A 12,593-nucleotide genomic window follows, 5' to 3' on the forward strand; every position below is an offset into this window, starting at 1 on the left:
CACCGTCAGATCACCCGCGAACCCCCGATCACCCGTCGCATCAGGCACAAACTTCACACAGACAACAATCCTCAGACTCACGCCGGCTCTCCTACTCGCGGTCTTGCAGTGGCCATTTCCGTGGTGTTCCCGCGCCCGAGGGGCTGGGCCCGCCTTCTCAGGCAGCATAAATGCCCGCGGGCGGGGTTTCCGGTCGAGGCGAGCGGCACCCCGAACGAAGCATTACTCACCGGTACCCACCGTCCAATCTACCCGCTAAGCAAGCGCTTGGAACTGTGACGTTGCCAACGCTGCGTAACCGGGCCCCTCCGCCTCTGTCCCACCCGTGAGCCGCGCGGGCGACCGTCGCACGGTATTCAGTACCGACGGCGGAGTTCAGCGCCGGCCGTCGCTTCCCTCCCGCCGCCACGCTCGGGCGGGGGCTCAGTCCCGCAGTCCGCCGAAGCGCCCCTGATGGTGGACGAGCGGCCGTCCGGCACCGTTGGAATCCCCGGCGACGACCTCGGCGACGACGATGCGGTGATCCCCGGCGGGGATCCGGGAGACGACCCGGCCCACCATCCAGGCGAGCACCCCGTCGAGCACCGGTACGCCCTCGGGACCGCCGCGCCAGCGCGTGGGCGGTCCGAACCGGTCGGATCCCCTGCGCGCGAACGTGGCGGCGAGTTCCCGCTGATGCTCGCCGAGTATGTGGACGCCGACGTACTCGGCTCGCTCGATGACCTGCCAGCTGAAGGACTCCGTACCGACGCCGAAGGAGATCAGCGGAGGCTCGGCCGCCACCGAGGTGAGCGAGGTCGCCGTGAAACCGGCGGGGGCCTCCCCCCTGGCCGTGATCACCGCGACGCCCGCGGCGTGCCGCCGGAAGACGGAACGGAGCAGTTCGGGCGAGCCGGGGCGCGGGGCGGCCGGGCCGGGGAGCGGAACATCTGATTCGGGCGAAGCCGTCATGGAGGGGAGCCTGCCCGGAGAGAGAAGGATCTTCGTACGCAGCGCCAGCGTGGCGATAGGTGGCGGAGGCAGTCAAGTACGGTGGGGAAGTGCGACGCGACTCACGGTTCGTCATCCGCCGAACCGGGCCCGCCCGGCGGTAGCGGTTCCGCGTCCGGGGGTGCCGGTAGGGACGTGACAAGAATCTCGCCGACCGTCGCCGCCAGGACTGGTCACCGGGCCCCCCATGGGGCACGATCTGCCCAGTGCCGAAAACCTACGGCTGCGTAACTTCCACCGGGAGAACCCTCCCCGGGCACGACAGAAGGGTCCTCCCCAGATGGCAGAGCTCGTGTATCGGCCGGTCATCGGCGCCGCTCTCACCCTGTTCAAGGCGCTGGACCTGAAGATCGACACACAAGGGGCGCAGAACATCCCGCGTTCGGGCGGTGCCGTGCTGGTCAGCAATCACATCAGCTATCTGGACTTCATCTTCACCGGTCTCGGCGCTCTGCCCCAGAAGCGTCTGGTGCGTTTCATGGCGAAGGACTCGGTCTTCCGGCACAAGGTCTCCGGTCCGCTGATGCGCGGGATGAAGCACATCCCGGTGGACCGCAAGCAGGGCGAGACCGCGTATCAGCACGCACTCCAGTCGCTGCGGTCCGGCGAGATCATCGGCGTCTTTCCCGAGGCGACCATCTCCCAGTCGTTCACGCTGAAGTCGTTCAAGTCCGGTGCCGCGCGCCTCGCGCAGGAGGCCGGCGTGCCGCTGATCCCGATGGCGCTGTGGGGCACGCAGCGACTGTGGACCAAGGGCCGGCCGCGTAATTTCAAACGCAGCCACATCCCGGTGACGATCCGGGTGGGCGAGCCGATGGAGGCCCCGGCCGACCAGTACGCGGGCGCCATCACCCGTCGGCTGCGCGAGCGCGTGCAGGAGTTGCTCGAAGCCGCCCAGCGCTCCTATCCGGTACGCCCCAAGGACGCGTCGGACACCTGGTGGGTGCCCGCGCACCTCGGGGGTACGGCTCCGACCGCGGCCGAGGTGCGCGAGGCGCGCTGAACCGCCGGACCGCTGGGACCGCCGCGCGAAGCCGCCGGGGCCGGCCGCTTACCGGGGCGTGTGCCGGGGCCGGCCGCTTATCGGGGCGCGTGGACGGTGATCCGTGCGCCGGGGCTCAGCTTCTCCAGGGACTCGGCCAGTTCGGCGCCGGCCGCCGCCAGTTCGCCGTCCGTCATGGGGTCGAGCGACTCCAGCAGGAAGACCGCGTTCACCGACTCCTCGGTGAGCCGGGTGCGCGGGCCCTGCCGCCAGTTCCAGCGGCGGCAAGTGACGCCTTCGTCGTCGCGCCAGACGACCTCCCCGGCATCCGGGTACTCGGTCTTCTCCTCGCCGGAGGAGACGGTGACGAACGGTTCGTCGCCCGTGGCGCGTACGAGCCGCATACCGCCCTTGATGTGATCGAGGTCCTCGCCGCCGACCGGGATCAGATGGGCGACGCTGATCGCGTTGTAGAGGTCGACCAGTACGTTGATGCGGGGCAGCCCGCCGTCGGCGAGCGCCCGCTTGGCCAGCGCCTCGGCGGAGTTGCGCGTACGGGACGGCTTGGAGCCGAAGGCCGTGTAGACCTCGCGCCAGGCGGCCATATGCGGGTCCTCGTGGGGCGCCAGCCCGCCGAGGCGGTCGGCCAGCCTGCGGGCGGCGGCGTCGAGAAGGGCCGAACTCTCCTCGCTGCTGGGGCTGTTGACCAGGCCGCGCGCCTCGATGGCGAGATGTCTGAAGCCGGGCGCGAGAGCCCTGACCTCGTCGGAGACGGTGAGTGCGAGCGTCATGCCGGGAAGTGCCTCACAGTTCGGTGGGGAGATTCGGCCAGAGGGATTCCCGGTCGGTCGCTGCCTTCAGAGCGCGGAGCACCACGGGATGCGGTGCAGCATACAGGACCGGATAGTCCACTTCGCTGAACTCCGGTCGTACGGGAAACGCAAGCTGTTCCCGGTCGAGTGAGAACTGGGCGTCGACACCGGGTTTGTTGCCTCGCGGATCCTGCCGCGCCCAGGAATCGCGTCCGGGCACCTTCACCGCGACCAGCCCGTGAACGACGCCCAGGTTCTGGTAGCAGAGGGCGGCTGGAACGCCCTCCGCGCGCAGGAGCGCGGCCAGGGCGTGGGACTTGGCGTAGCAGATGCCGGTGCGCAGCCGCAGCACGTCCGAGGCGCGCCAGGTGACGCGCGGATCTCCCGCGTCATGGGAGTGCGGGATGGCGTCGCGTACGAACTCGAAAGCCGTTTTGGCGTATGCATATACATCACTACTGTCACCACGGAGGCGGGTCGCGGTCTCCCGCACCAGCGGGTGCTCATGGTCGATGGCCTCGTCGGCCGCGAGATAGGCGGACAGATCGGGCGACTGCTGTATCAACTCCATGAGCGACGACCCTAAGCAGACAGCCGACCGGAATCAATGAATTTCCGGTCGGCCGCATAGCCATACGAAACTGTCCTTGGTGGCTACTCCTGGTGCGCCATCTCTTCCTTCAGCGCCTGGACGAAGGAGTCCACGTCGTCCTCGGTGGTGTCGAAGGAGCACATCCAGCGGACGTCACCGGCCGCCTCGTCCCAGAAGTAGAAGCGGAAGCGCCGCTGCAACCGCAGGCTCACGGCGTGCGGCAGTCGGGCGAAGACCGCGTTCGCCTGTACCGGGTGGAGGATCTCCACGCCGTCGACCTGGCGTACGCCGTCCGCGAGCCGCTGTGCCATGGCGTTGGAGTGGCGGGCGTTGCGCAGCCACAGGTCCTGCGCGAGCAGCGCCTCCAGCTGTACGGAGACGAACCGCATCTTGGAGGCGAGCTGCATCGACAGCTTGCGCAGATGCTTCATATGGCTGACGGCGTCGGGGTTGAGGACGACGACGGCCTCGCCGAACAGCATGCCGTTCTTCGTACCGCCGAAGGTGAGCACGTCGACGCCGACGGCGTTGGTGAAGGTCCTCATGGGGACGTCCAGTGAAGCCGCCGCGTTGGCTATCCGCGCGCCGTCGAGATGGACCTTCATGCCCCGCGCGTGCGCGTGCTCGACGACCGCCCGGATCTCGGCCGGGGTGTAGACCGTGCCCAGCTCGGTGTTCTGGGTGATCGAGACGACCTGCGGCATCGCGCGGTGCTCGTCCTCCCAGCCCCATGCCTGCCGGTCGATCAGCTCGGGGGTGAGCTTTCCGTCCGGGGTCGGCACGGTCAGCAGCTTCAGCCCGCCCATCCGCTCGGGCGCGCCGCCCTCGTCGCTGTTGATGTGCGCGGTCTCGGCGCAGATCACCGCACCCCAGCGGTCGGTGAGCGCCTGGAGTGCCGTGACGTTTCCGCCGGTGCCGTTGAAGACCGGGAACGCCTCGGCGGTGGGGCCGAAGTGGCTGTGCATGACGCGCTGGAGGTGCTCGGTGTACTCGTCCCCGCCGTAGGCGACCTGGTGGCCGCCGTTGGCGAGGGCGAGTGCCGCGAGGATCTCCGGGTGCGCGCCCGCGTAGTTGTCGCTGGCGAAGCCTCGTACCGAGGGGTCGTGATGGCGGCGGGCCGCCGTGGGGGCGTTCTTCACGTTTGGGGCGTCAGCCACAGGCGCTGTCCATTCGCTTCCCTGGCGGGCCGGTCCCAGACACCGGCGATGGCCTCGGCCAGTTCGGTCACGTCCGTGAAGCCCGCGAACTTTGCGTTCGGGCGCTCGGCGCGCATGGCGTCGTGCACCAGAGCCTTCACGACCAGGATCGCAGCCGCGGCCCTGGGGCCGTCCTCGCCCCCCTCCCTGCGGAAGGCGTCGGCGAGCGCGAGCGTCCATGCCTCGGCCGCGGCCTTGGAGGCGGCGTAGGCGGCGTTGCCAGCGGTGGGATTGCTGGCGCCGGCCGCGCTGACCAGCAGATACCGTCCGCGGTCGCTGCGCGCGAGTCCGTCGTGGAAGGCGAGGGAGGTGTGCTGGACGGTGCGGATGAGGAGCCGCTCCAGCATGTCCCAGTCGGTGAGCTTCGTCTCGGCGAAGGACGCGCTGCCGCGCCAGCCGCCGACGAGATGGACGAGACCGTCGATCCGGCCGAACTCCTTCTCGGTCTTGTCCGCCCACTCACGGGTGGCGGCGAGATCGAGGAGGTCGACGGTGTCGCCGGTGACGGTCGCGCCCCCGTGGGCGTAGCGCGCGGCGTCGACCGCGGAGGCCAGGCGTTCGGGGTCGGCGTCGGAGCCGACGACGACGGCCCCGGCCTCCGCGAGCCGCAGCAGTGTGGCGCGCCCCGCCGGGCCCGCCGCGCCGGCGACCGCGACCACGGCCCCCTCCAGCGGACCGTTGGAACTCTTCATGGCGGTCGCCTCCTCGGTACGAGTGGTCACGCGGCTGCCCCGGAAGCGGCGCCGGCGGCCACCGCGCCGGACCCCGTGATGCCCTTGGTAGAGGCGATCACGTTCTTCAGCTTCTTGGACAGGGCCTCATAGAACATGCTGAGCGGAAATTCGTCGGGAAGCACGTCGTCGACGAGCTTGCGGGGCGGCAGGGACAGATCGAGGGCGTCGGGGCCCTTGGCCCAGCGGGAGCCGGGGTGCGGCGCGAGATAGGCCGAGACCAGATCGTACGCCGCGAGCCAGTGGACGAGCTTGGGGCGGTCGATACCGTCGCGGTAGAGCTTCTCGATCTCGGCGCAGAGCTGGTTGGTGACCTGCGGTGCGCGCTCCCAGTCGATCTTCAGGGTGTTGTCGGTCCAGCGCAGGACATCGTGCTTGTGGAGGTAGGCGAAGAGCAGCTGGCCGCCCAGACCGTCGTAGTTGCGCACACGCTCGCCGGTGACCGGGAAGCGGAACATGCGGTCGAAGAGCACCGCGTACTGGACGTCACGGCCCTGGGCGACGCCGTCGGCCTCCAGTCGTACGGCCTCCTTGAAGGCGGTGAGGTCGCAGCGCAGCTCCTCCAGGCCGTACATCCAGAACGGCTGGCGCTGCTTGATCATGAAGGGGTCGAAGGGCAGGTCGCCGTGGCTGTGGGTGCGGTCGTGGACCATGTCCCACAGGACGAACGCCTCCTGGCAGCGCTCCTGGTCCAGGATCATCTCGTGGATGTCCTCGGGCAGGTCGAGCCCCAGGATGTTCACGGCCTCGGTGGTCACCGCACGGAAGCGGGCGGCCTCGCGGTCGCAGAAGATGCCGCCCCAGGTGAACCGCTCGGGGGCCTCGCGCACGGCGATGGTCTCCGGGAAGAGCACGGCCGAGTTGGTGTCGTACCCGGAGGTGAAGTCCTCGAAGGTGATCCCGCAGAAGAGGGGGTTGTCGTAGCGGGTGCGCTCCAGTTCGGCGAGCCACTCGGGCCACACCATGCGCAGGACGACGGCCTCCAGATTGCGGTCCGGGTTGCCGTTCTGCGTGTACATGGGGAAGACGACGAGGTGCTGGAGTCCGTCGGCGCGCCGGGCCGCGGGCTGGAAGGCGAGCAGCGAGTCCAGGAAGTCCGGAACACCGAAGGCACTGTCCGCCCATTTGTGCAGGTCGGCAACTAGTGCGCGGTGGTACACGGCATCGTGCGGCAGAAGCGGGGAGAGCTCCTCGACGGCGTCCAGCACCCGGTCGAGAGCGGCCTCGGCGGCGATCCGGGTGGGCGTGCCGTCGGCGTCGAAGTCGATCGAGCCGTCCTTGGACTGCCAGAGGCGGATCTCCTCGACGGCATTCCTGAGCCTCGGCCAGGCCGGGTGGTCGATCACCCGGTCGGCGGTGGATATGGGCGCTGCGGCAGCGTCCTGCACAAGAATTTCCGTCATGTCACTTCCTCCACAGGAGAGCCTCGCGTCAAGACACCGTATCCATGGGGAGTTCTTCCGTACAAGTGGGTCCTGTGCAAATTATCCTGCACCTCCCCCATGATCACCGGAAGGTTTACGGTGACCGGATGCGCTCGCGGAGGTTCCACCGATCGGGCCGGGTCGCCGTCAAGCGTCCCTCGGGACGCGCCCACGCACGGGTGAAACGGATCCCTCGAGGGACGGCGGCCCGGGGGAGCGAATCCGCGGGGCCGACTGCTCCACTCCGCCGTGCGCGACCGGTTCCCCCGCTGGATCAGACCATTAGGCTGCCTCCTTGCCGAGCGGCGTCGTCAGGCCGCGCCGCGCGGGGAGCCGCCGTCGACGGAAGCGAGAGAATCTTGACTTTCCTCACCATCGGTCATCGCGGGGTCATGGGCGTCGAACCGGAGAACACCCTGCGCTCCTTCATCCGGGCCGAACGGTCCGGCATGGACGCCATCGAGCTGGATCTGCATCTCAGCAAGGACGGCGCGCTCGTCGTCATGCACGACGCGGACGTGGACCGCACGACCGACGGCACGGGCCCCATCGCCGAGAAGACGCTGCAGGAACTGCGCGAGCTGGACGCGGGAGAAGGGGAGCGCGTACCGGTCTTCGACGAGGTCCTCGAAGCCGTGGACGCTCCCCTTCAAGCGGAGATCAAGGACGTGGCGGCCGCGCGGGCGCTCGCCGAGGTGTTGCTGGGCCGCGATCTCGTCCACCGGGTCACGGTCTCCTCCTTCCATGACGACGCGGTGAAGGAGATCGCCTCCCTCGTGCCCGGTGTGCGGACCGTCCTCATCGCGAGCCGCTGGGGCGGCGACATCGTGGACCGCGCGAAGGCCGTGGGCGCGGGCACGCTCGCGCTGAACATCCGCCGACTGACCCTGGAGACCACCGAGCACGCGCACGACGAGGGCATCTCGGTGATCGGCTGGGTCGTGAACACCCAGGAGCACCTACGGCTGGTACGCGCCCTCGAACTCGACGGCGCCACCACGGACTTCCCCGAGATCCGGCGCACGGGCCGGTTCACGGCCTAGTTCCTCTGGCCGGGCACCTTCACCGCGCTGCGAGCTTCTCCGGTCACAGCAGGAGAAATCCGGTCTCCGGATTCCGGCGGCTGAGAAACCGGCCGGGCCCGGCGACCGCCCGTCAGCCCTCAGCCGAGGTCCTTCACCAGCAACTCGAAGGTGAGGTCGTCCCTGAACGGGGTGCCGACGCGCTCGTCGCCGTACGGGAACGGGGTCAGCTCTCCCGTACGGCGATAGCCGCGCCGCTCGTACCAGGCGATCAGCTCGTCCCGCAGCGAGATCACGGTCATGTGCATCTCGCGCACACCCCACTCCTCGCGCGCCGCCCGCTCCGCCTCGGCGATGATCAGCCGGCCGAGCCCGCCGCCCTGAAGCCCCGGGCGGACGGCGAACATGCCGAAGTACGCCGCGTCACCCCGGTGTTCGAGCTGGAAGCACGCGACCGGCTCGCCGTCGCGCTCCACGGCGACCATCCGGCTGCCGGGGGACACGATGACCTCTCGGACGCCCGCCGCGTCGATGCGCGTGCCACCGATGAGATCGGCCTCGGTGGTCCATCCTCTCCGGCTGGAGTCGCCCCGGTACGCGGACTGGATCAGATCGACGATCATCGGCACGTCGGCGTCGACGGCGGCGCGGAAGGTCAGTTCGCCCGAGCCGCCGGGCGGCGCGGTGCCGGTGTCGGTGCCGGTGCCGACGGCGGTTTCGGTGGTGGTGCCGCTCTCCATGGTGGTTGGCTCTCCGTTCTCCCTGTGCCCCTGAAGCCGCGTCGTGAGCGGGCGGACGCCCTGAGCCTACGGGGACGGCGGGTCCGGGCCGGGGCCTTGCCTCCGGGCCCCGCGTCCGTGACCGCCACCGCGCATAGACCCGCGCGTGCTCCCCGTTCACCTCCGTGCGCTCGCGTGTGCCCCTCCGCGCCGGGGCATCGATCTCCCGACACCGTCACCAGGGGGAGGTGCTCCGTGCACGGTCCGGTGCTGTCCGGCTGGCTGCTCGTCGCGTTGTGCGGAACGACGGCCGCGTACTGCCTGGTGCGGATGCGCGCCTGCTCCGGAGAGGCCCGCCGGACGGCGGGCGGCGAGGCCCTGATGGGGTTCGGGATGGCGGCGATGGCCATCCCCGCGGCCGTGTTCGCCCTGCCGCGCTGGACATGGGCGGTGTACGCCGCCGTCTTCGGCGCGACCACGCTCGCCGCGCTCTGGCAGACCCGGCACGGCATCCGCCACCTGCACCATCTCATCGGCTCGCTCGCGATGGTCTACATGGCCGTGGCGATGGCCCCGGGCGCGGACCACGGCGGACATTCGGCGGCCGGGATACCCGTGCTGACCGGCGCGCTGCTGGCATACCACGTGGTGTTCGTGCTGCGCGCGGGCGTGCGGCTGGTGCCCGTTCCGGCCGCCTCGGGCGCTCCCGGCGCGGCGCGGGCCGGGCCGTCGCCGGGGCTGGCCCCGGCCTGCCGGCTGGCGATGGGGCTCGCGATGGTGGCAATGCTGGCCGCCCTGTGAACGGCGCCCGACGGGACCACGTGAACCGTGTCGTACATCACTTGCCACGCAAGGTCATACCCGCAGGTGGCCCGGCGCTCCTAGGCTTGATGTCATGTTGGTCTCCCTCGTGCTGCTGTCGCTCGGAGCGCTGGCCGCCGTCGTGGCCCCGCGGCTGGTGTCGCATGCCGGCTGGTCGGAACGCGAGCCGATCGTGGCGCTCTGGGTGTGGCAGTGCGTGGTGGCGGCGGTGCTGCTGTCGTTCGCGCTCTCCATGGTCTTCAGTGCCGCCGCGGCCTGGCAGCTCGTACGGGGACGGGTCTTCGCCCCGGCGCCGCAGGGAGTCGTCGAGGCGTACGCGCTCGGCACGAACGGTCCGTGGGCCGCCGTCATCGCGGTCGTCCTGGCGTGCGGCGGACTGTGGTCGGCGGCGATGCTCACCCGCGAGATCCGCGGCACACGGGCCCAGCGCAGGCAGCGGCGTAGGGAGCTGCTGGTGCGCGCTCCGCTGATGCCGGGCGAGTCGGTGGACGGCGAGCGACTGGTCGTCTTGGAGGGCGAGCGTCCGCACGCCTGGTGGCTGCCGGGGGCGGCACCGCAACTGGTCATCACCACGGCCGCGCTGCGCAGGCTGAAAGGCCGTCAGCTCGATGCGGTGCTGGCGCATGAGCAGGGGCACGCGCGGGCCCGGCACGACTGGCTGCTGCACTGTTCCGCCGCGCTCGCCAACGGCTTTCCGCAGGTCCCGGTGTTCGCGGCGTTCCGCGACGAGATGCACCGGCTGGTGGAACTGGCCGCGGACGATGTCGCCTCCAAGCGCTTCGGGCGGCTGACGATCGCGCTCGCCCTGGTCGAACTCAACGAGGAACGCGGGGTGTTCGGCCCGTGTCCGCCGCAGGACGCCGAACTGCCGCGACGGATCCACCGGCTGCTGTCGGCCGCCCCCCGGCTGACCCCGGTCCGCAGACTGCGGCTGACGGCCGCCGCCGCGCTGGTGCCGGTGGTCCCGCTGCTGGTGGCCTTCGTGCCGGCGCTCCGCGCGCTGGGGTAGTCCGCGGCCCTCCCCGCACGATCCCTCCGGACGCGGCTGTCCGGCCCCGGCCTCCGGGAGGCAGCCGTACCGCGCGACCGCCCGGCGCGATCGTCCGGCCCCGGGCGAGGCCGGCCTCTCTCGCCGCCCCCGCCCGGCGCGCGCCCTCGGGGACGGCCACACCGCCCGGCACGCCCGAGACTCCGGAACACCGGAGACGGTCGGAGAACCGGCGGAGACAGCCGGAGACGGGGATTCCGCACCAGATCTCCGCACTCCGCGATAGCGCCGCGCCCCCGTCGGCGGGGAAGATCCTTCCCATGCAACCGCCCGGATCCGCACCGCCCACTCCCCCTGTGCCCGTGTGCCGCCCGCGTCCCCGCCTTCCGAGCGGACCGGCCCGTGCGGGCATGGTCCTGACCGTCCTCTCGGCCGTGCTCCTGGTACTGGTCGTGCTCTCCTGGTCCCCTCTGGTGTCCTTCGACCGCTCGGTGGCACAGGCGCTGCACCACCGGGCCGTGGTGGAGCCGGGGCTGGTGCGGGTCAACCGCATCCTCACCGACTGGGTCTGGGATCCCTGGACCATGCGGGCCCTGGTCGGCGCCGTCGTCTGCCTGCTGTGGTGGCGACGGGAGTGGCTGCTCGGAAGCTGGCTGGCCGGGACACTCGCGCTGGGCACCGTCGTCCAGCAGTCGGTCAAGTACGCGGTGGGGCGCGAGCGGCCCCGGTGGCCGGACCCCGTCGACACCGCCCACTTCTCGGCCTTCCCCTCCGGCCATGTGCTGACGGCCATGGTCGCCTGCGGACTGCTGCTGTGGCTGCTGCGCCGCCGGGGGACGACCGGGCGTGCCTGGTCGTGGAGCGTCGCGGTGGCGGCGGTGTCCGTGGTCGGAGTGGGCTGGACCCGGATGTACCTCGGGGTGCACTGGCCCACCGACGTTCTCGGCGGCTGGCTGATGGGCGGGGCCCTGGTGGCCTTCTCGATCGCCTGCTACCCGTGGGCGGAGCGGACCTGGGGCCGTCCGGCCGCGCCCGGAAGCCGACCGACGGGAGGACAATCGAGATAGGAGAGAGAGCGGGCGGGACCGGACGATCCCCCGCGTCGTCCGGTCCCGGCCGGTTCCCCGCCGACCAGGCCCTGGAGGACCTCCTGAAGGACCTTCGGCGGGACGCGCTGAGTATATTGGCTGAGAGCCAGTCAACGCAGGAGTACAGCATGTGCCCGCGGAGCGCATCGGTCAATGAAGAGTTGCGCCGTCGTTCTCGCGAGCGGCTGCTCCAGGCGACGGTGGAGCTGGTCGGCGAGCGGGGGTACGAGACGACCACGCTGGCCGACATCGCCGACCGCGCGGGCTCGGCGCGGGGTCTGGTCTCGTACTACTTCCCGGGCAAACGCCAGCTTCTGCAGTCGGCCGTGCACCGGCTGATGCACCGGACCGTCGAGGCGGCGCTGAACCGCGAGCCCCGCACCGACGACGGGCGCGAACGGCTGGCGCGGGCCATCGACGCCGTGCTCCGGCTTGCCGTCGACCATCCCCTGCTGATGCGGGCCCATATGTCAGGGGTGCTGCAGGCGGGTGACTCCGCGCACTGCCCGGACCAGCAGCGACTGGCCGCCGTGCTGCGCGACACCCTGGAGGGGTACGGCTCGCGGACGGTGGACGCGGACTCCGCCCTGCTGCGGGCCCAGCTGATGGGACCCGTTTTCGCGATCGTGCTGCCGGGAGCCCCGCTGCCGCGGGAGCCGCTGCGGGCGGAGCTGTTCCAGCGGTACGGGCTGGACTGGGAGATGGGCGAACCGCCGGGCGGGAATCCCGCCCGGCGGCACGTGCGCTGACTCCGGCGCGAGGCCGGTTCGGTTCCGACTCCGGCGCGAGGCCGGCCCGGTTCGGTCCGACGGGTCAGGCGGACCCGTGGGACCTACCGGGATCAGTCGTCGTCATCGTCATCGTCGTCGTCATCGTCGTCGTCGAAGTCGTCGAAGTAGTCCGGCTGTGTCTGGACGTTGAGCTCGTCCATCCACACCCGCTTGGCCGGGTCCGTACGCTTGTCGTTGATCTTCAGGACGTCGAGGCCCTTGGCCATGTCGTTGGAGTAGACGTGGCCGTTGTAGTAGTACGCCGACCAGCTGCCTCCTCCGACGAGTGAGGTGGCCGAGATCGGGCCGCGCTCGAAGTAGCCGATCTCCTTCGGCTGGGAGGAGTTGGTGAAGTCCCAGAAGGAGACACCGCCCTGGTACCACGCCTGGACCATGAGGTCGCGGCCCTTGACCGGGATGATGGAGCCGTTGTGGGCGACGCAGTTCTCGGTGTCGG

At 70.5% G+C, this 12,593-nt stretch carries 13 protein-coding genes and 2 pseudogenes; 6 read left to right on the forward strand and 9 right to left on the reverse strand.

Features of this window, described 5'->3' with window-relative positions:
• A pseudogene (locus ACWEFL_RS35660) lies at window positions 1–81 on the reverse strand (electron transfer flavoprotein subunit beta); the annotation flags it as partial.
• A 342-nt stretch (window positions 82–423) separates the two neighbouring features.
• Complete coding sequence (locus ACWEFL_RS35665) at window positions 424–951, reverse strand: flavin reductase family protein (protein WP_451721185.1); 528 nt, start codon at window positions 949–951, stop codon at window positions 424–426.
• 319 nt (window positions 952–1,270) lie between these two features.
• Here ACWEFL_RS35665 and ACWEFL_RS35670 point away from each other — a divergent pair, with 319 nt between their 5' ends.
• Window positions 1,271–1,993, forward strand: a complete 723-nt coding sequence (locus ACWEFL_RS35670; protein WP_451721187.1) for a lysophospholipid acyltransferase family protein — start codon at window positions 1,271–1,273, stop codon at window positions 1,991–1,993.
• Window positions 1,994–2,070: 77 nt separating this feature from the next.
• On the opposite strand, the gene ACWEFL_RS35675 is transcribed toward ACWEFL_RS35670, so the two are convergent.
• The 5 genes from ACWEFL_RS35675 to ACWEFL_RS35695 all read right to left on the reverse strand — a co-directional run bounded on the left by ACWEFL_RS35675 (window position 2,071) and on the right by ACWEFL_RS35695 (window position 6,706).
• Window positions 2,071–2,763 (reverse strand): B3/B4 domain-containing protein, encoded by a 693-nt coding sequence (locus tag ACWEFL_RS35675; RefSeq protein WP_451721189.1) that lies wholly within the window; start codon window positions 2,761–2,763, stop codon window positions 2,071–2,073.
• Window positions 2,764–2,776: 13 nt separating this feature from the next.
• On the reverse strand, window positions 2,777–3,355 hold the full coding sequence (locus ACWEFL_RS35680) for a transglutaminase-like domain-containing protein (RefSeq protein ID WP_451721191.1): 579 nt from the start codon (window positions 3,353–3,355) through the stop codon (window positions 2,777–2,779).
• 83 nt (window positions 3,356–3,438) lie between these two features.
• On the reverse strand, window positions 3,439–4,533 hold the full coding sequence (locus ACWEFL_RS35685) for a threonine aldolase family protein (protein WP_451721193.1): 1,095 nt from the start codon (window positions 4,531–4,533) through the stop codon (window positions 3,439–3,441).
• Window positions 4,512–5,264, reverse strand: a complete 753-nt coding sequence (locus ACWEFL_RS35690; protein ID WP_451721195.1) for an SDR family NAD(P)-dependent oxidoreductase — start codon at window positions 5,262–5,264, stop codon at window positions 4,512–4,514. Before ACWEFL_RS35690 ends, ACWEFL_RS35685 begins: the two co-directional genes overlap by 22 nt.
• A gap of 26 nt (window positions 5,265–5,290) precedes the next feature.
• On the reverse strand, window positions 5,291–6,706 hold the full coding sequence (locus ACWEFL_RS35695) for a DUF6421 family protein (RefSeq protein ID WP_451721197.1): 1,416 nt from the start codon (window positions 6,704–6,706) through the stop codon (window positions 5,291–5,293).
• Window positions 6,707–7,119: 413 nt separating this feature from the next.
• Here ACWEFL_RS35695 and ACWEFL_RS35700 point away from each other — a divergent pair, with 413 nt between their 5' ends.
• Entirely contained in the window at window positions 7,120–7,770 is a 651-nt protein-coding gene (locus ACWEFL_RS35700) for a glycerophosphodiester phosphodiesterase (RefSeq protein WP_451721209.1), read from the forward strand.
• A 119-nt stretch (window positions 7,771–7,889) separates the two neighbouring features.
• Here ACWEFL_RS35700 and ACWEFL_RS35705 read toward each other — a convergent pair whose 3' ends face one another.
• Entirely contained in the window at window positions 7,890–8,489 is a 600-nt protein-coding gene (locus ACWEFL_RS35705) for a GNAT family N-acetyltransferase (protein WP_451721199.1), read from the reverse strand.
• Between the two features lie 234 nt (window positions 8,490–8,723).
• Here ACWEFL_RS35705 and ACWEFL_RS35710 point away from each other — a divergent pair, with 234 nt between their 5' ends.
• The 4 genes from ACWEFL_RS35710 to ACWEFL_RS35725 all read left to right on the forward strand — a co-directional run bounded on the left by ACWEFL_RS35710 (window position 8,724) and on the right by ACWEFL_RS35725 (window position 12,115).
• A complete protein-coding gene (locus tag ACWEFL_RS35710; protein WP_451721201.1) occupies window positions 8,724–9,269 on the forward strand; it encodes a DUF5134 domain-containing protein in 546 nt (181 codons plus the stop codon).
• A 94-nt stretch (window positions 9,270–9,363) separates the two neighbouring features.
• Entirely contained in the window at window positions 9,364–10,299 is a 936-nt protein-coding gene (locus ACWEFL_RS35715; RefSeq protein WP_451721203.1) for a M56 family metallopeptidase, read from the forward strand.
• Window positions 10,300–10,598: 299 nt separating this feature from the next.
• On the forward strand, window positions 10,599–11,345 hold the full coding sequence (locus tag ACWEFL_RS35720) for a phosphatase PAP2 family protein (RefSeq protein ID WP_451721205.1): 747 nt from the start codon (window positions 10,599–10,601) through the stop codon (window positions 11,343–11,345).
• A 149-nt stretch (window positions 11,346–11,494) separates the two neighbouring features.
• On the forward strand, window positions 11,495–12,115 hold the full coding sequence (locus ACWEFL_RS35725; RefSeq protein WP_451721207.1) for a TetR/AcrR family transcriptional regulator: 621 nt from the start codon (window positions 11,495–11,497) through the stop codon (window positions 12,113–12,115).
• 92 nt (window positions 12,116–12,207) lie between these two features.
• On the opposite strand, the pseudogene ACWEFL_RS35730 reads toward ACWEFL_RS35725, so the two are convergent.
• A pseudogene (locus ACWEFL_RS35730) lies at window positions 12,208–12,593 on the reverse strand (hypothetical protein); the annotation flags it as partial.

The sequence above is a fragment of the Streptomyces sp. NPDC004838 genome (genome assembly GCF_053600955.1).